17 protein-coding genes are annotated in these 17,782 nt (G+C 68.5%); 7 read left to right on the forward strand and 10 right to left on the reverse strand.

The window, feature by feature from the left end; all coding sequences use genetic code 11:
- The first annotated feature begins 76 nt into the window (after window positions 1-76).
- Window positions 77-1,216 (forward strand): acyl-CoA dehydrogenase family protein, encoded by a 1,140-nt coding sequence (locus ACMGFH_RS01300; protein ID WP_415380972.1) that lies wholly within the window; start codon window positions 77-79, stop codon window positions 1,214-1,216.
- A gap of 33 nt (window positions 1,217-1,249) precedes the next feature.
- Here ACMGFH_RS01300 and ACMGFH_RS01305 read toward each other — a convergent pair whose 3' ends face one another.
- From ACMGFH_RS01305 to ACMGFH_RS01315, 3 genes are all read right to left on the reverse strand, one after another.
- On the reverse strand, window positions 1,250-1,768 hold the full coding sequence (locus tag ACMGFH_RS01305; protein ID WP_415380973.1) for a GNAT family N-acetyltransferase: 519 nt from the start codon (window positions 1,766-1,768) through the stop codon (window positions 1,250-1,252).
- Between the two features lie 60 nt (window positions 1,769-1,828).
- Window positions 1,829-2,536 carry a helix-turn-helix domain-containing protein gene (locus ACMGFH_RS01310; protein WP_415380974.1) on the reverse strand — a complete coding sequence of 236 codons (708 nt, stop codon included), beginning with the start codon at window positions 2,534-2,536 and terminating at the stop codon, window positions 1,829-1,831.
- A 68-nt stretch (window positions 2,537-2,604) separates the two neighbouring features.
- Window positions 2,605-3,171 (reverse strand): transporter, encoded by a 567-nt coding sequence (locus ACMGFH_RS01315; RefSeq protein ID WP_415380975.1) that lies wholly within the window; start codon window positions 3,169-3,171, stop codon window positions 2,605-2,607.
- A 232-nt stretch (window positions 3,172-3,403) separates the two neighbouring features.
- Here ACMGFH_RS01315 and ACMGFH_RS01320 point away from each other — a divergent pair, with 232 nt between their 5' ends.
- On the forward strand, window positions 3,404-4,333 hold the full coding sequence (locus ACMGFH_RS01320; RefSeq protein WP_415380976.1) for a mechanosensitive ion channel family protein: 930 nt from the start codon (window positions 3,404-3,406) through the stop codon (window positions 4,331-4,333).
- 9 nt (window positions 4,334-4,342) lie between these two features.
- Here the strand turns inward: ACMGFH_RS01320 and ACMGFH_RS01325 are convergent, their stop codons facing one another.
- A complete protein-coding gene (locus ACMGFH_RS01325) occupies window positions 4,343-5,431 on the reverse strand; it encodes a YihY/virulence factor BrkB family protein (RefSeq protein ID WP_415380977.1) in 1,089 nt (362 codons plus the stop codon).
- Between the two features lie 145 nt (window positions 5,432-5,576).
- On the opposite strand from ACMGFH_RS01325, the gene ACMGFH_RS01330 reads away from it, so the two are divergent.
- On the forward strand, window positions 5,577-6,770 hold the full coding sequence (locus tag ACMGFH_RS01330; protein ID WP_415380978.1) for a PQQ-binding-like beta-propeller repeat protein: 1,194 nt from the start codon (window positions 5,577-5,579) through the stop codon (window positions 6,768-6,770).
- A gap of 139 nt (window positions 6,771-6,909) precedes the next feature.
- Complete coding sequence (locus ACMGFH_RS01335; protein WP_415380979.1) at window positions 6,910-8,415, forward strand: replication factor C large subunit; 1,506 nt, start codon at window positions 6,910-6,912, stop codon at window positions 8,413-8,415.
- On the opposite strand, the gene ACMGFH_RS01340 is transcribed toward ACMGFH_RS01335, so the two are convergent.
- Window positions 8,408-8,734 carry a hypothetical protein gene (locus ACMGFH_RS01340; protein WP_415380980.1) on the reverse strand — a complete coding sequence of 109 codons (327 nt, stop codon included), beginning with the start codon at window positions 8,732-8,734 and terminating at the stop codon, window positions 8,408-8,410. The genes ACMGFH_RS01335 and ACMGFH_RS01340 overlap by 8 nt on opposite strands.
- A 168-nt stretch (window positions 8,735-8,902) precedes the next feature.
- On the opposite strand from ACMGFH_RS01340, the gene ACMGFH_RS01345 reads away from it, so the two are divergent.
- On the forward strand, window positions 8,903-10,264 hold the full coding sequence (locus tag ACMGFH_RS01345; RefSeq protein WP_415380981.1) for a hypothetical protein: 1,362 nt from the start codon (window positions 8,903-8,905) through the stop codon (window positions 10,262-10,264).
- Window positions 10,265-10,407: 143 nt separating this feature from the next.
- Here the strand turns inward: ACMGFH_RS01345 and ACMGFH_RS01350 are convergent, their stop codons facing one another.
- Window positions 10,408-11,277 carry a COX15/CtaA family protein gene (locus ACMGFH_RS01350; protein WP_415380982.1) on the reverse strand — a complete coding sequence of 290 codons (870 nt, stop codon included), beginning with the start codon at window positions 11,275-11,277 and terminating at the stop codon, window positions 10,408-10,410.
- Window positions 11,278-11,528: 251 nt separating this feature from the next.
- Here ACMGFH_RS01350 and ACMGFH_RS01355 point away from each other — a divergent pair, with 251 nt between their 5' ends.
- Entirely contained in the window at window positions 11,529-13,793 is a 2,265-nt protein-coding gene (locus ACMGFH_RS01355) for an NADP-dependent malic enzyme (RefSeq protein WP_415380983.1), read from the forward strand.
- A 105-nt stretch (window positions 13,794-13,898) separates the two neighbouring features.
- Here the strand turns inward: ACMGFH_RS01355 and ACMGFH_RS01360 are convergent, their stop codons facing one another.
- Both ACMGFH_RS01360 and ACMGFH_RS01365 read right to left on the reverse strand, forming a co-directional pair.
- Entirely contained in the window at window positions 13,899-14,879 is a 981-nt protein-coding gene (locus ACMGFH_RS01360) for a hypothetical protein (RefSeq protein WP_415380984.1), read from the reverse strand.
- Window positions 14,880-14,957: 78 nt separating this feature from the next.
- Window positions 14,958-15,620: a ribonuclease H gene (locus ACMGFH_RS01365; protein ID WP_415380985.1), complete on the reverse strand. Its 663-nt coding sequence runs from the start codon at window positions 15,618-15,620 to the stop codon at window positions 14,958-14,960.
- Between the two features lie 165 nt (window positions 15,621-15,785).
- Between ACMGFH_RS01365 and ACMGFH_RS01370 the strand changes: the two genes are divergently transcribed.
- Window positions 15,786-16,712 carry a DMT family transporter gene (locus tag ACMGFH_RS01370; protein ID WP_415380986.1) on the forward strand — a complete coding sequence of 309 codons (927 nt, stop codon included), beginning with the start codon at window positions 15,786-15,788 and terminating at the stop codon, window positions 16,710-16,712.
- A gap of 117 nt (window positions 16,713-16,829) precedes the next feature.
- Here ACMGFH_RS01370 and ACMGFH_RS01375 read toward each other — a convergent pair whose 3' ends face one another.
- Together ACMGFH_RS01375 and ACMGFH_RS01380 are read right to left on the reverse strand one after the other, a co-directional pair.
- The gene (locus tag ACMGFH_RS01375; RefSeq protein ID WP_415380987.1) at window positions 16,830-17,081 is read right to left on the reverse strand and encodes a hypothetical protein; all 252 of its coding nucleotides are present in this window, start codon (window positions 17,079-17,081) and stop codon (window positions 16,830-16,832) included.
- Between the two features lie 245 nt (window positions 17,082-17,326).
- Window positions 17,327-17,758 carry a hypothetical protein gene (locus ACMGFH_RS01380; RefSeq protein WP_415380988.1) on the reverse strand — a complete coding sequence of 144 codons (432 nt, stop codon included), beginning with the start codon at window positions 17,756-17,758 and terminating at the stop codon, window positions 17,327-17,329.
- Window positions 17,759-17,782 lie beyond the last annotated feature (24 nt).

Raw genomic sequence — 17,782 nt, forward strand, 5'->3', positions numbered from 1 at the left:
TTCGTGCGGTCGGGCGTAGCGCCGGTGGCGCGGGGTGCCACCATGCTATATGTCCACTCGAGGCGTACGGCGGCGTATGGACTTCACCCTCCCCGACGAGCACCGGATGATCCGGGAGACGGTGCGCGACTTCTGCGACGAGGAGATCGAACCCATCGCCCAGGAGATCGAGGACGAACACCGCTTCCCGGAGGAGGTGTTCGACGAACTCGCCGACCTGGACGTGATGGGCGTCCCGATCTCCGAGGAATACGGGGGCCTGGGCGGCGATCAGCTGATGTACGCGCTCGTCACCGAGGAGCTGGGGCGGGTGTCCGGCTCCATCGGCCTCTCCTACGCGGCCCACGTCTCGCTGGCGAGCAAACCCATCGAGCTGTTCGGTACGGACGAGCAGAAAGAGCGGTGGCTCGAACCGCTGGCGACCGGCGAGTCTCTCGGGTCGTGGGCGCTCACCGAACCCGGGTCGGGCTCGGACGCCTCCGACATGGACACGACCGCAGAGAAGGAGGGTGACGAGTGGGTCCTCAACGGGACGAAGCAGTTCATCACAAACGCGAACGTGGCGGGGTCGGTGCTCGTCAAGGCGGTCACCGAACCCGGCGCGGGCTACGAGGGCATCTCGACGTTCATCGTGGATCCGGAGGACGACGGATTCGAGATCTCGGCGGTGTGGGACAAGATGGGGCTCAACGCCTCGCCGACCTGCGAGATCACGCTCTCGAACGTGCGGATCCCCGAGGACCGCATCCTCGGCGAGCCCGGCGAGGGGTGGGACCAGACGAAGAAGACCCTCGACGGCGGGCGCATCTCGATCGCCGCGCTCTCGGTCGGGCTGGCGCAGGGCGCCTTCGAGGCCGCGCTATCCTACGCGAAAGAGCGCGAGCAGTTCGGCCAGCCGATCGGGAAGTTCGACGCAGTCCGGGACATGCTCGTCGCGATGGACCGCAAGATCGAGCGGGCGCGGCTGCTCACCCACAAGGCCGCCGTCTTGTACGACGAGGGCGAGGACGTGACGCGCCTGTCCTCGATGGCGAAGCTCGACGCTTCGGAGGTCTCCCGGGAAGTGGCGGAAGACGCCGTCCAGGTGCTGGGCGGCTACGGCTACACGACGGACTTCGCTCCCCAGCGCTTCTTCCGCGACGCCAAGCTCATGGAGATCGGCGAAGGGACCAGCGAGATCCAGCGGCTGGTCCTCGGTCGCGAACTCGGACTGTAGCGTGGTGGTAGTGGTGGTGTCACCGCCAGTCCGTCACCACTCCGAAGCCAGCACTCCGTACCGCTCCATGTCGACGCGGCGGCCGCGGGCGAACGCCTGGCCGCGCAGCGTCCCCTCGTGCTCGAACCCGGCCTTCTCCAGGACGCGCGCCGACGCGTCGTTGAACGCGAAGACGCGCGCCCAGATCTTCTCGAAGCGGCGTTCGGCGAAGCCGTACTCCGCCATCCGCCGGACGGCCTCGGTTGCGTAGCCCTCGCCCCAGTGGTCGGGGTGGAAGAAGTAGGCGAGTTCCGCGGTTCCCCACTCTCCGCTGACGTCGCGGAAGCTGATCGTCCCGACGCGGTCGCCGTCGACCCGCAACAGGAACTGGACGCCGTCCTCGCCGAGGGACTCGAACCACTCGCGCTCGTCGGCCATGTTGATCGGTCGGGTCGACGCGAGCCCCTCGCGGACCTCGGGATGGTTGATGATCGTCTGGAGGAACTCCAGGTCCTCCTCCTCGATGGGGTGGAACGACACCCGCTCGGCTTCCATGAAAATCGGACCACTCATATCCGCGAGCACTCGCGCGGGCCCCTTCAGCGTTCTTCTGGTGTGGGATTCGGTGACGCGCTACGGGAGGTCGCGGACGCGAGCGAGCATCTCGTCCAGATCGGTGGGGCACGCGGCCAGCGAGTAGCCGTCGATGCGCGCGAGGTCGGCGGCGTGCTCCCAGACGCTCTCGTCGTCGAGCCCCTGCAGGACGACGGCGTTGGGCGTCGGATTCAGGACTCTGAGCGCGACCATGGCGCCCTCGCCGCTGGTGACATTCGTGAACACGAGCGCGCGGTTGGTCGACTGGCCGTAGAGGCGGTAGAACTCCTCGGAGGAGAGCCGGGAGATCGCCTGGATGCTGTCGATGACGGTGTGGCCGGCGACGCTGTCCTGGGCGCCGCCGACGATCTCGGTCGCGCCGATGGCCTCGTAGAAGTCGTCGACGTGGACCGCTGTGGGGTACTCCCGGAGGTCGTGGACGATGTCCGCGTCGAAGCCCGCCGAGAGCACGCGGGCGTGCTGGCGGATGTGGCTTCCGCCGCGGCGGGCGTCGATCGAGAGCAGCGCCTCGACGGTGCGCTTGACGACGCCGATGCCCGGGCTCTCCCGACGGCCGCTCTCGTAGTCGGAGACGACCGACGGCGAGACGCCCAGTTCGTCGGCGAGTTCGGTCTGTGCGACCTCGAAGTCGGTGCGCCACTTCCGGAGGGTGCCGCCGGGGTCGTCGCTCAGGGCGATCTCGCCCGCGATCTTCTCGGCCAACTCGCGCCGCTGTCCCTGCCCCATTTGCCCGTTGGTGGACGAGTGGCGACAAAAGCGTGTCGGACCGTCCCACGACGGCCGACTCGTCTCCCTCACTCCGCCGAGAGGTGGCCGCCGACGAGACCGCCGACGGCGCCGAACAGCAGCGGGTACACCGTGCCCGCCAGCAGGACCGCGGTGACGAGGTTCGGAGCGGCCGTCGCGTCGCCGAGAGTGACGGCGAACACGAGGGCCCCGGCGATCGACAGCGGTAGGTACCCCAGCGCGACGGCCGCGCCGTTGCGGGCGGCGGTCGTCGGTTCCTCGGCGGTGTTCCAGACCGCCGCGATCCCCGCGGCGACGAGCAGGAGCGGCGGCACGACGAGGAACGCCGTCAGCGCCGTCTCCTCCGCGCCGACGACGAAGTTCTGGGCGCTCTGACCGCCCAGCAGGCCCGGGATCTTGACGGTCACGTTGTGGGCGTTGTAGAAGAGCCAACCGACGAGTTTCCAGGTGACGTTCTCGTCGGTCAGCGCGCTCAGTACGTTCGAACTCAGCGAGTTCTCGATCTCGCTCGCGTGGACGAGATACACCGCGAGGTACCCGAGGATCCACGCGGCGATACCCCCTGCCAGCCCCCCGCCGACCACGCGTTTGCCGCTCGCTTCCGTGTTGCTCATGTCACCGTCGTCCCGACGGGACGGGAAGTGCTTTCTGTCTCTGGGCTCCGCGCGGCCCCGGGCCGATCGACCCGCCGACTGGCTCGCCCCCGACTTCAGCGGCGGACTCGCGGACGGAACTCGCTCCCGACTTCAGCGGCCGGCCCTGCGCGTGGTCGCGGCGGATCGGAGGCGGCGGCCCGTCTCCCGGTACTCGGCCTATACCTTAGTCCGGCGCGGTCGGGCGTCCGGCATGGTCGTGCGCGTCGCGCTCCACCCGGCACAGACCGCGACAGGGACCCCGTCGCCGACCCCGGGCGTCGGGCCGGACGAACTCGTCGACCTCGCTCCGACGGTGGTGCGGGGGGCGTGGTTCCTCCTCGGGACGGTCGTCGTCCTCCTCGTCGGCTGGTACCTCGTCGAACCGGCCATCAGTCGGGTGGTCCGCCGTCGGAACCGCAACAACCCGACCATCCAGGACGCGTTCACCCGCTACGTCCGAGTCCTCGTCGTCCTGCTCGCGGTCGCCGTCGGCGCGGGCGTCGCCGGGTACGCGACCGTCCTCACGAGCTCCGCGATCGTCGTCGCCGCGGGGACGCTCGCCGTCGGCGTCGCCGCCCAGTCGGTCGTCGGTTCGCTCGTCAGCGGGCTCGTCCTCGTGTTCGACCCGGAGTTCAGCGTCGGCGACTACATCGAGTGGGACGACGGCGAGGGGACCGTCGAGGCGATCGCGCTCCGGGTCACGCGCGTCGAGAACCCCGACGGCGCGCTCGTGACCGTTCCCAACACCGTCCTCACGAGCCAGCCGATCAGGCGGCCGTTCGGCCGCGGCCGATACCGCGTCGTCGAGCGGGTCGCCGTCGACTACGACGCCGACGTCGCCGCGGCGAGATCAGTCCTGGTCGACGTCGCGAGCGACCTCGACGCGGTGTCCGCCGACCCCGAACCGGTCGCGTTCGTCGACGAACTCGGCGAGACCGCCGTGGTCGTCCGCGTGCTCTTCTGGCTCGGTGACGTCCGGCAGGCGGAGGTCGACGACGTCCGCTCCGCGTACACGACGGCGGTCAAATCTCGGTTCGAGGACGCCGGCATCGCGATCAGCCCCGCGCCGACACACGAACTCCGGGGCCGGATCGCGGTCGACGAGCGGGGACCTCCCGGGGGCTCCGACGAGTCGGGCTGAGTCCGGATCTCAGTCGTCCGCCGGCGCCCGGGTCGACTCGCGGGCCTCGCGGCCGACTCGCTCGCCGCTGACGCGCCAGCTCAGCTCGACCGTCCAGCGCTGACCGTCGGCCTCGTCCCGGACGGACTCGACGAGGTGGACCGGGCCGTCGGGTCTCGGCGGCCGGTCCGCGCCGGCCCCGTCGCCCGGCGGTTCGTAGCGGGCGGTCAGCCGCTCGTCCAGCCCGCGGAGGTACGCGCCGAGCTGGTCGCGTTCGAGGGACTGGTCGCGCTTCGTCCGGTCCGTCGCGGCGCCGCGCCCGACGCCGCCGGGGCGGCCCGAGGAGTGCTCGCCCGTCACGGCGTTGATCACCGCGCCGACGAGGAGGACCATCGCCGAGAAGTAGAGGTAGGTGACGACGACGATGACGCCTCCGAAGAAGCTGCTCGACCCGGGGTCGCTGAAGGAGAGGTACACCTGGAAGAGTACCTGGAAGGCGGCCCAGCCGACGGCGGCGAAGGCGGCGCCGGGCAACACGTCGCGGATCCCGACCTCGACGTCGGGGAAGACGTAGTACATCGGGAGGAAGGCGAGGAGGAGACCTCCGAGGAGGACGAGCGGCGACGCGTAGCTGAGCAGGGGGATCGCGTCCGCGAACAGCGCGACCGCGGCGCTGGCACCGACGGTCGCCACCACGGCGACGACGAGCGCGACGAAGACGACCCCGCCGTCGCGGAACTTGTCGACCAGCGAGTTCGCGGAGGTCGTCTCGTAGATCTCCGAGAAGGCGGTGTCGAGCCCGCGGAAGATCTTGAACGCCCCCCAGACGAGCACGACCAGGCCGATGACAGACGCCCCGCCGGACCCCACGTCGCCGGAGAACAGCTCGCTGACCACCTCGGCGATCGGCCCCGGTAGGTACTGCTGGGCCGCCTCGACGACGCGCGCTTCGAGGCCGCCGCCGACGACGTTGAGCACGACGAAGAGGATGAGCAACAGCGGCGCCAGCGAGACGAACGCGTTGTACGCCAGCCCGGCGGCCATGAACGTCACGTTCTTGTCGGAGACGTCCTCGTAAACCCGGGTCCCGAACTGCCGAGCGCCTGCGAGCGAGACCATGCCGTCCGTTGGGGTCTCGGCCGGAAAACCGGCGTGCCGGCGGGTGCCGGCCGAGCAGACTGATTCGGTCGGCCGCACCTCCGATCAACTGTTCAAAGTGGCAACGAGAAGACTTATTCGCGGAAGGACGTAACGGAGCGGTAGAATGGAAGACGGCCTCACAATCGGCGGCGAACGAGCGCCCGGGACCCGTCGCTCGTTCCTCGCGCTCGGGGCCGCCGCGCTCTCCGCCGGTTGTCAGACGAGTTGGCCGTCGGGGGGTGACCGGGCGCCTACCACCACGGTCGAGTGCGACACGTCGGGGGGCTGGACTCAGTTTCAGGCCGACGCGGCCAACACCGGCGTCTGCGGTCGGCGGGCGCCGTCGATGGACGCGAACTCGACAGAACTCGCGGAGGTGACCGAGCGGAGTGGCGGCGTCGTCGCAGACGGAGGCGGGCGAGTGTTCGTCGTGGACCAGCAGGACGTCTGGGCGCTGGACGCCGCCGAAGCCAGCGAGTCGTGGCGACGGTCGTTCGACTCGCTCGTCGCGACGACGCCCCTGCTCCTGTGTGACGCGCTCGTCGTCCAGACTTCGATCAAGACCTGCGCCCTGGACTCGGCGACCGGGGAGACGCTGTGGGAAGCCAGTCCGGGGAACCAGTTCGCTGACCCGGTGTCCGACGGGCGGCACGCGTACATTGCCGCGGGCGTCCCGACGGCGCTGGATCTCAGAGACGGGTCGACGATGTGGACGCACGAACTGTCGGGCGTCTCCCCGTGGGGGTGCTGTCTCGCCGACGAGACCGTCGTCGTCGCCGGCGAGCGTGACGACGGCGGGGCGCTGGTGGGGCTAGACGCTGCCTCTGGAGAGCGCCAATGGCGTACGGACTTCGGCAACCCCGTCAAAACGTCGCCGACGGACGACGATGGAACGGTGTACGTCCCCGATATGTGGGGAGACGTGTACGCTGTCACCGCGGCGACGGGAACAGTCGAGTGGCAGACGGCGGTGTACGAGCAACTTCCGTCGGGCCGGCGGTCGCCAACGCCGACCGTCGTCGACGGAACGGTCGTCGTCCCGAGCGGTAACGCCCGGAGGTCTGTCGGTCTGAACGCCGCCAGCGGGACAGAGGAGTGGCAACTGAAGACGGGTCCGACCCTGGCGCCAGCACTGTGCACGGAAAGCGGCATCGTGATGGGGACGATGAACGAGGGGCTCTTTCTCGTCGGCGAGAGCGGCTCTGTGAGCGACAACCGGGCCGATACGCGGGTGGCGTCACAGATGGCTCTCACGGACGACGGACTGTTCTTCAAGGCGTACGGTCGCGAGCTCTCCCTCTCGCATCTCCCCGTGTAGCACTCCGCCGCGAACCGAAATCGGTGGGCGTGAGCGGTCATCGCGGTTGACCTCGGTTCTCCGGCCGCTCTGTGGGGCCCGACACTGTTCGCGGACCGCTCCGAAACCACTAACCCCCTCACACGCCTGGCCTCTGCCAATGGACTGGACGGAGAAGTACCGGCCGTCGTCGCTCTCGGAGATCCGCGGGAACGACAAGGCCCGCGACGCCCTGAAAAAGTGGGCCGACACCTGGGAGGACCACCGGGAAGCGGTCGTCCTCCACGGGTCGCCGGGGATCGGCAAGACCTCCGCGGCCCACGCGCTCGCGAACGACATGGGCTGGCCGACCATCGAACTCAACGCCTCGGACTCGCGCACGAAGGACGTCATCGAGCGCGTCGCCGGCGAGGCCGCCAAGTCGGGGACGCTCACGGCCGGTGAGGCCGGTCGCCGTGTCGTGATCCTCGACGAGGCCGACAACCTCCACGGCAACGTCGACCGCGGCGGCGCCGGTGCGATCACCCGGCTGGTCAAGGAAGCCAGCCAGCCGATGATCCTCATCGCCAACGAGTTCTACGACATGTCCAACGGGCTGCGTAACGCCTGCGAGGACATCGAGTTCCGCGACGTCTCCAAGCGCTCGATCGTCCCCGTCCTCCGAGACCTCTGCAGGAAGGAGGGCATCGAGTACGACGACGCCGCGCTGGACCGGATCGCCGACATGAACAGCGGCGATCTCCGCGGCGCGATCAAGGACCTGCAGGCCCTCGGCGAGGGCCGCGACCGGATCGAGGCCGACGACGTGGTGACCGGCGAGCGCGACCGCACGAAGGGGGTCTTCGACTACCTCGACACGGTGATCAAGGAGGCTGGCGCCGAGGAAGCGCTGAAGGCTTCTTACGACGTGGACGAGACGCCCGACGACCTCATCAACTGGATCGAGGACAACATGCCCAAGGACTACGAGGGCGAAGAACTGGCGGTCGCCTACGGCTTCCTGGCGAACGCCGACCGGTGGCTGGGTCGCGTCCGCGCGACGCAGAACTACACGTTCTGGCGCTACGCCGGCGACAACATGACCGCCGGCGTCGCCGCCGCGCGACGCGAGCCCAAGGGCGGGTGGACCCGCTACGGCCCGCCGAGTTACTGGTCGAAGCTCGGCCGCTCGCGGGGCACCCGCAACACCCGCGACTACATCGCCCAGCAGATCGCCAACGCCGGCGGCGTCAGCATGTCGACCGCCCGCCGAGAGGTTCTCCCGCACCTCTCGGTGATGACCCACCACTGCAAGAACCGCGAACTGACCGTCGCGATGGCCGCGAAGTACGAACTCGAAGCGAAGCACGTCTCCTTCATCACCGGGAGCGGCGAGGACACCAACAAGGTGCAGTCGATCGTCGAGGACGCCGAGCGGCTCCGCGAGGAGCGGGCCGTCGAGAACGCCGGCGGCGCGTTCGACAACGCTCACGCGGGCGACGGCGACGCTCCGGACGCCGGGAGCGACGACGCGACCGAAGACGACGGCGAGGCCGCACAGGCGTCGCTCTCCGGAGGCGACGGCACGGACGAGGCGGGCGACGCAGACGCCGAGAACGGTGACACAGACGACGCGGCAGACTCCGAAGACGACGACGGGCAGTCCGGTCTGACGGACTTCATGTAGATCGGTCCGCCGACTCGCCGTCGGGCGCTGATTCTTCCGACCGGCCCCGATCGCGCCACCAGCGGTACATGAGGAACAGCCCGGCGAACAGGCAGACGATGGCGATTCCGTCGAAGGCGTAGTTCAGGGTCGTGCTGGTCGGGATCGGCCCTTCCTGCGAGATCTGTAACAGGCCGTAGGAGAGCCACGTCAGGCACACCCCGGTCAGGAGCGTGAGCCGCTTGCGGTCGTTCGCTCCGCGGCGGTAACGGACGGCGAGGAGCGCCAAGAGGAGGGCGTACGCGACGACGAAGGCGAGGTTGACGACGGGTGGGACCATCGCATTGCTGTTGTTCGCCTGTCAATATGTGTCTTGGGATGGGTCGACGCGGCCGCGCGGGAGTCCGCGAGACTGTGTCTGGGCTTCCCCGAAATTGTGCGTCGGCACCGAGACGCACTGGACGGCCGGCCACAAGGGATTTATCACGCCCCATTGACATCTCGGATGATGCCCTCCGAGCGCGGTTTCTCCGATGCGATTGCCGTCTGTATCGTGCTGACGCTCGTGGTCGGACCCGTGGCCGCGACTGGCGGTCTGGCCCCGCCGCCGTCGTCGACCGACGAGTCAGACGCCAAGACGTCTGAGACGAACGTGACGGTGACGAACCTGCGGGTCTGGAGCAGCGACCCGTCGCCGTATCCAGACCTGAGCGACGAGCGGCCGCTGCACGAGGCGTTCTCCTCGCGTGCGGACGTGGAGGAGGCGATGGCCGACGGGAGGCTCCACCGGGACCGACGGGTGCCGGTGAACGGGACGCTCGTCCTGGAGTTGCGGATGCCGGGCATGGCCGACCGCCTCGCGAATGCCAGCGGAACCAACGAGACGATGCGCTTTTTCGACGTGGTCTACGGCGCGGACGACGCCTTCAGGCTGGAGTCCACGACTCATGGCGTACTGCACATTCCCACAACGGTGTTCCGCTTCAACCGGACCAGTTCGACGACCGTCTACAGCGACCGGGACGCCGATACCTACTACGTCGTCGCGGACCCGACGACCCTCCTTCCCGGCTACGTCGGCGTCGAGGGGGGGAGAGAGATCGTCTGGGATACGGGCGGCTACGACTTGCCAGAGTTTGGGATACTTCGCGGCTACGCGCTGAACGTGACCATCGACGGGCGGTCCTCCCAGTTCCTCGGCAACACGAGCGTCTTCGACCTCGAAGCAGAAGATGAAGGCTGGGAGCAGGTCAAACCTGTCGTCGAGTTGATCTGGGGCGACGAGGAGGCGGTCTTCGAGTTGCCCAGCGGGTGGAACCGGACGGTCCGGGCACAGTCTGACCAGCGACTCGTCGCACACACCTCCCTCGACGCGGGTGCGCCCGTGACATTCAGGGTCGTGAACCGCTCCGACGGCGGCCCGCCGCTGTCGAACACGACCTCGGTGACCGACGAGTTCGGTTCCAACTCCACCGAAGATGCCTACATATACCACCTGTCTAACTACACCGTCTACACGTCGGCGACGGCGACGCTCGACGCGAGCGGGATCGAACCCGGCACCGCTGCGACGCTGGAGGTCGCTGCCGGCGACCGTACCCTCCTGCGCGAGCGGTTCACCGTCCGTCCGGCGCTCTCCACGCCGACGCCGACGGAGACGGCCACGCCGACTGCGACGCTGACACCGACACCCTCGGAGACGGTCACGACCACACCGACCCCGACGACCACACCGACATCGACACCCTCGGCGACGGCCGCCGCGCCCTCGTCACCGACCGACACTGTCGCGGACACGGGCCCCGGGTTCGGACTCCTCGGAGCGCTCGTCTCACTCGCCGTGAGTTGCTGGTGTCGCCGTCGAGACTGAGCCACGCGTCGGTCGTGACTGGACCGGCCAGTCCGAGAGCGACGGGAAGTCAGACCCGGCCGGTTCCTATGCCCACCCGTCCGGCGCGCCTCTTTCAGCGACTCTACGGCCGGTCAGCAGGTCGCGAGCGGAACAGCGGCGCGTCAGTCCGCGCGCTGGGTCCCCAGGCCACCGGTCTCTACGACGACGCGGTTCGCGAGGACGGCGAGCGCGGCGACGGCCACGGCGACCAGTATCGTCGTCGCCTCGCCGATCCCGTCGGGGAGCCCCCACTTCTGGCGGCTCAACACCATGGCGACGTAGAGCAGCGCCGTCGCGAGGGCGGCGACCGCGCGGAACCGCAGGAGGTTCGCCGGGTCGACGGCGGCATCGCTCCAGGTCAGTATTGTGACGAGGAGGGCCAGCAGGGCGAACGACGCGGCGTAGTAGGCGACCAGGTTCGTCGGCGGGTGGTCGAACACGGCGACGAACTCGAAGACGGCGACGAGCGCGACGAGGCCGCCGCCGAGGCTGACCACCGACCGGAACGCGTACGAAGAGTCGGGGGCGTCGAACATCCGAGCCGTCGCGTAGACGAGGAGGGCGAAGATGACCGTCGCGGTGGTGAAGTGGGCGATCATGATCGCGGGGTTGAACCCGCGGGGGAACATGCCGCCGGCGGTCGTGGTCACGCCGCCGAGGACGATCTGGAACGGCAGGATGGCGATAGCGGCGGTGACGCTGTAGCGCACGCGGCGGTCGTCCTGCCAGCGCCAGACGCCGTAGAGCCACCCCAGCAGGAGGAAGCCGACGATCATCGCGACGAAGCGGTGGAACCACTCGAAGAAGCTCGCCCAGTTGGCCGGGAACAGGCCCATCCAGCCGTTGCACATCGGCCAGCGGGTCCCGCAGGAGAGCCCGCCACCGGTCGATCCGGTGTGCAGTCCCAGCAGGATGAGGACGAAGGTGAGCGCCGTCGTGACGCCCGCGAGGGTCCTGAAGCGACGGGTCATGGGCGCGGGTTCGTTCGCCACGGACTTTACTCCCCCCATTTCCACCGCGGTCTGTGTCCCCCGCAGACGGGCGACGAACGCCTGTCCGCACGAGACCACCGAACACGCCGTCCTCGCGTTCCCGTCCTCCGAACTGTCGCTCCCGAAACCGACCTCGATTCCCCGCTCTCGACCGCGATATCGGCGCGTTCTGGAGTTCGACGAACGACGAACAACTAGTCGGCATTTGGCGCAACGCGAAGGTTTTTGCCGGCCCCGTCCGGGGATATCGTATGGGACTCGACGAGGACGCACTGGAGTATCACCGCACAGAGCCGCCCGGCAAGATAGAGATCGCGACGACGAAGCCGACGAACACGCAGCGCGACCTGCAACTCGCCTACTCACCGGGCGTGGCGGCGCCCTGCCTGGAGATCGACGAGAACCCCGCCGACGCCTACGAGTACACGGCGAAGGGGAACATGGTCGGCGTCATCTCCAACGGGTCCGCCGTGCTCGGCCTCGGCGACATCGGCGCTCAGGCGTCCAAGCCCGTCATGGAGGGCAAGGGCGTCCTCTTCAAGCGCTTCGCCGACATCGACGTGTTCGACGTCGAACTCGACGAGACGGACACGCAGGCCTTTATCGACGCCGTCGCCGCGATGGAGCCGACCTTCGGCGGGATCAATCTGGAGGACATCAGCGCGCCGGAGTGTTTCGTCATGGAGGAGCAACTCCGCGAGCGGATGGACATCCCCGTCTTCCACGACGACCAGCACGGGACGGCCATCATCTCCGGCGCCGCGCTGATCAACGCCGCCGAGATATCCGGCAAAAGCCTCGAAGACATGCGAATCGTCTTCTCCGGCGCCGGCGCGAGCGCCATCGCGACGGCTCGCTTCTACGTCTCGCTGGGCGCCAAGAAGGAGAACATCCTGCTGTGTGACTCCTCGGGGATCATCACCGAGGAACGGGCCGAGGCGGGCGACCTGAACGAGTACAAGCGGCAGTTCGCCCGTGACGTGCCCGAGGGCGACCTGGCGGACGCGATGGACGACGCCGACGTGTTCGTCGGCCTCTCCATCGGCGGCATCGTCGACCAGGAGATGGTCCGGTCGATGAACGAGAACCCGATCATCTTCGCGATGGCCAACCCGGACCCCGAGATCACCTACGAGGACGCCAAGGCCGCCCGCGACGACACGGTCATCATGGGCACCGGTCGCTCGGACTACCCGAACCAGGTCAACAACGTCCTCGGGTTCCCGTTCATCTTCCGCGGCGCGCTCGACGTGCGCGCGACGGACATCAACGAGGACATGAAACGCGCCGCCGCCGAGGCGCTCGCGGAACTCGCCCGCAAGGACGTGCCCGACGAGGTCGTCAAGGCCTACGGCGACCAGCCGCTCCAGTTCGGTCCCGAGTACATCATCCCCAAACCCGTCGACCCGCGCGTCCTCTTCGAGGTCGCGCCGGCCGTCGCCGAGGCCGCCATGGAGTCCGGCGCCGCCCGCGCGGAACTCGACACCGACGAGTACGTCGAGACGCTGGAAGCCCGCCTCGGAAAGTCCCGCGAGATGATGCGGGTCGTCCTCAACAAGGCCAAGAGTGACCCCAAGCGGCTCGCGCTCGCCGAGGGGACGGACGAGAAGATGATCCGCGCCGCCTTCCAGCTCCAGGAGCAGGATATCGCGGAACCGGTGCTCATCGGCGAAGCCGACGAGATCGAGGCGACGACCGCCGACCTGGGACTCGAGTTCGAGCCCGAGATCGTCGACCCCGAGAACGGCGATTACGAGGAGTACGCCGAGCGCCTCCACGAGCTCCGCCAGCGCAAGGGGATCACCCGTAGCGAGGCCTCCGAGCTCATCGAGAACGACACCAACTACCTCGCCAGCGTGATGGTCGAGCAGGACGACGCCGACGCGATGCTGACGGGGCTGACCCACCACTACCCGTCGGCGCTGCGCCCGCCACTGGAGGTCATCGGCACCGCGCCGGACGCCGACTACGCGGCCGGCGTCTACATGCTGACCTTCAAGAACAAGGTCGTCTTCTGCGCGGACACGACGGTCAACCTGGACCCCGACGAGGCGGTCCTCTCGGAGGTCACGAAACACACCGCCAGCCTCGCGCGCGACTTCAACGTCGAGCCCCGCGCTGCGCTGCTCTCGTACTCGAACTTCGGCAGCGTCGAGAACGAGGGCACTGCGAAGCTGCGCGCGGCCGTCAGCGACCTCCACGACGACCCCGAGGTCGACTTCCCGGTCGACGGGGAGATGCAGGCCGACACCGCCGTCGTCGAGGACATTCTCAACGGCACCTACGACTTCGCCGACCTCGAGGACCCGGCGAACGTCCTCGTGTTCCCGAACCTCGAAGCCGGGAACATCGGTTACAAGCTCCTCCAGCGCCTCGGCGGCGCCGACGCCATCGGCCCGATGCTGGTCGGCATGGACAAGCCCGTCCACGTCCTCCAGCGAGGCGACGAAGTGAAGGACATCGTGAATCTCGGTGCCGCGGCCGTCGTCGACGCACAGCAGCAGGAAGACGAGTAGTCGAGCGCTCGCTTTTTGTCCCCATCTTTTTCGACGAGTGAGTCCCGCGGCGAGCGAAGCGACCCGTGAGCGAACGCACGTCGAGGCGGCGAAGCGATCACGCGCTCAGGCGGGTTCGTGCACGTCGAGGACCGTCAGATCCTCGGCGAGATCAAGCGCCAGTTCGTCGCCGTCGAGCGCGAGCGTCACTCGGACTGTGAGCGGATCCTCCGACAGCACTTCCGAGCTCGTGACGCCGCGTTCGAGCCGGTCGTTGATCGACGCGACGTCGTTGAACCCGTACTGCAGCGTCAGGCCGTGGTCGTAGTAGAATGCGACGGCGGCCGGATGGTACTTCGCCACGACACCCATCGTCCCACGCGCCCAGTCTTTGCAGACGGGACAGCGAAACCGGACCGTGAGGGCGGTGCGGCGACCGCAGGCCTCGCAGACGCCGCTCTCGTCGTGGTCGGAGCACGTATCGAGCGACCGGTCCACGGACCCCGAACACGTCGGACAGACGCCCTCGATCATGCTGTAGATGTGCTGGAACGCCCGCACCCAGGCCGCGGCGTAGACCTCGTCGGCGGAACGGTGCGCGAATCCGGCCGGGTCGAACTGGAACTTGCTGAGGTGTCCGGTCGGCGCTTCTTCGTCGTCCCACAGGCCGTCACAGTCGGTGCAGACGTTGTAGACCCACCCGTCTTCGTAGAACACTTCGACGTCGCCGCCGCAGAGTGTACAGTCCATGTCGATCTCGGTTCGGTCCATCGTCGGCTCCTCGATGCCGGCACCGGCGATCACCGCCCGCACGAACTTCCGACCGGGTTCCCGTAGTTCGTACCCCTCGGCCGCTGATTCGACGAAATGACCCGTCAGCTTTTCGAGGTGGTAGTTGAACTGGCCGCTATCGGTCATTCCGACCGTCCGTCTGAGGTCGGTGAACCCGACGGCGTTCTCGTCGTCGAACGGGTCGTAGGCGTCCCAGAGCGCGACGAGGATCGCGAGGCGAGTCTCGCTACTCAGGAGTTCGAAGGCCTCGGCGGCCGTCCCGACGGCGTCCGACGCCGCCGAGAGCGGGGATTCCGGCGAATCGGCCTGTGTCATAGGTACCTCTATCGGACGGGTTTTCATAACCGTTCGGCCGGGCGCGTCGGTGGAACAGAACCGCGGCGAACGCCGTCCTCAGTCGCTGGCGCTCCCGCGATCGGCCCGCGAGGGCGGCGGATAGCGGTCGTCACCGGTCGACGGTGACTCGGGGAGGACGCAGCGGTCGGGTTCGCTGTTGACGTGCGCGTACTCCTCGGGGGCGTTGGCGAGTGGGTGCGCAGGGTTGTACCCGCCGCCGATGCGGGCGGCCCGGATCTCGGCGAAGTCCCGGAGCCGCGAGCGGATGCCCCGCCAGTGGAGGCCGATGGCGGGCGGGTGGGACACGGAGTGTGCCGGTTCGAGTTCGGGGCTCCGGTCCGTGAGGACCGCGGCGTTGAGGTTCTCGGCGAGGGCGTCGTGGTCGATGAGGACGCCGACGCTCGCGTCCGCCGGGGAGCGAGCGGCGAGGACGTCGAGGCCGAGGTGGAGCGCCCGATACTCGGCGACGTTGTTGTCGGGGGCGCGGTTGGGGACCGACAGCCGCGCGACGCGTTCGCCGTCGCGGGTCTCGATGACGACGCCCAGTCCGCCCGTGAACTCCCGGGCGTCGTCGCCCGGCGCGGCGCCACCGCTCTCCCGATAGGAGCCGTCGGTGGCGAGGTAGAAGTCGCGATGGTGTGTCCGCGGCGGGTGGGCGATGTGCGGCGTCGGTGCCTCGTCGAACAGATCGCGCAGGGTCGGCCGGCCGTATGCGGCCATACTTCTCCTTGGAGACAGGGTGATTTAAACGTACGGGCGATTCGGGGATCTGTCCCACTGCAGTCGAGCGGTATCCAGGCGTACCGCGGACGGTCCAGCTCGATGCCGGCTGAGGTCGGGTGCGCGACCCGAAAGGTTCAGGCCGGTTCGTCCGTATCTCCGGCCGTGTCCACCTACCGGAACCTCGGGCTGTTCCTCGTGCTCTCGGCGCTCTGGGGGTCGGCGTTCATGGCGATCAAGGCGGGCCTGTCGGCGTTCCCGCCCGTCCTCTTCGCCGCGCTCCGCTACGACGTCGCCGGCGTCGTGATGCTCGGCTACGCCGCTCTCCGGGCCGACCGCTGGTACCCGCGAGGTCGCGACGAGTGGACGACGGTCGCCGTGGGTGCGGCGCTCATGATCGCCGCGTACCACGCCTTCCTCTTCGTCGGCGAACAGGGAACGACCAGCGCCGCCGCGGCGGTCATCGTCAGCCTCTCTCCGGTGCTGACGACCGTCTTCGCCCGTGGGCTCCTCCCCGACGAGCGCCTCTCGGCCGTCGGCGTCGCGGGCATCCTGCTCGGCGTCGTCGGCGTCGTCGCGGTCGCCCGGCCCGATCCGGACGCGTTGCTGACCGCGGAGGTCCTGCCGCAGTTGCTCGTCTTCGCGGCCGCGCTCTCATTCGCCCTCGGCAGCGTCGTGACGACCTACGTCGACGCGGGCGTCGAGATCGAGACGATGGAAGCGTGGTCGATGATCGGCGGCGCCGGCCTGATGCACGTCGTCAGCGTGGGACTCGGCGAGTCGCCGTCGGCGATCACCTGGTCGTGGACCGCGCTGTGGTCGCTCACGTACCTCTCGCTGGGAGCGAGCGCGGCCGGCTTCCTCATCTACTTCGACCTGCTCGACCGGCTCGGACCGGTCGAGATCAACCTCGTCTCCTACGTCGCGCCGCTGTTCGCGGCACTTACCGGGTTCTTCTTCCTCGAGGAGGTCGTCGACGCGTGGACGGCAGTGGGCTTTTGCTGCATCTTCGCCGGGTTCGTGCTGATCAAGCGGCGGGCGCTCCGACGGGAACTGCCGCGACTCCGCGCGGCGCTCAGAGAGGGGAACTGATTGCCTGCGAACCGCGGCTGTGGTGTGGAAGGAGGGCGAAGTGGGGGAAGTAGTGGGCGTGTCCGGCCGGCACGTCGCGAACACGGTGTGGAGGGCTATCGCGGCGTGGCGGCGGGCTCAGTCGCGATAGTGGGAGTGGCCGACGAGGAGGGCGAGGACGTTGGCGACCAGCAGGGCGATGAACGCGTTGGTGTACGGTTCCGAGGACAGGCCGGTCGCAAGCAACAGCGGGAGGTGGAGGAACGGGAGCGCGACGGCTGCCCAGAACGCGAAGCCGGTGATCGGTGCGACGACGCTCTTGCCGACGTTCGGCAGAGAGACGCCGAGGCGCTCGAGCGATGGGGCGAGTTCTGACGTGCGACTTGACATACGGGGAACCTCGTACTTCCACAGTGACACGGTGATACCTTATAACCGTCCGAGTCTTCTACTGATTTCACAACGTTTCACGCGTTGGACGCGTTTCTAGACGCCGTTTTACCCGTCCCATATTCCTTTCATCGCTCGCTCAAAACTGCCGAGAAGTTTTATTATCCCGCCTCGTTCCGTTTCGAGTGCCGGCCGATGCGTCGAGGCCGGCGGTGGACGAACGTCCACTTTTGCGCGCGCCGGAGTCACCCGAGTACCGATATCGAAATCTCGTGCGACCCGTCGGGAGTCTCGATGGTCGCGGTCTCGCGGACGTGGTCGCGGACCCGCTCTCGCCACGCCGCGACCGCCTCCCGGTGGCGTTCGTGGTGGCGTTCCACGGTGTAATCGACGTCCGGGTCCGCCCGCAGTCGGTCCTCGGTGTTTGCCGGACGAGGATACGACGGCGCCGACTCGTCGAGCAGCGCCCCTGGCGAGACGTGGACCGGCGCCGGCGTCTCGTCGTACTCGTTCGCGCCAGCGTGAAGGCGCGCTCGCATCCGGCCGCTGAACGGCGGCGTGACGCGCAGCGCGACCGGGCTGTCCCGCTGGATCCGCGCTTCCAGCGCCGCGACCACGTCCTCGGCGGTGACCGCGATCGTTCGGATCCGCGCCGGGTCCGCGGACTCCTCTTCCATCGATCGGATCCAGCGGCGTCGGCG

Origin of the sequence: Halosimplex rarum, assembly GCF_047715405.1 — an archaeon.
Lineage (GTDB): Archaea > Halobacteriota > Halobacteria > Halobacteriales > Haloarculaceae > Halosimplex > Halosimplex rarum.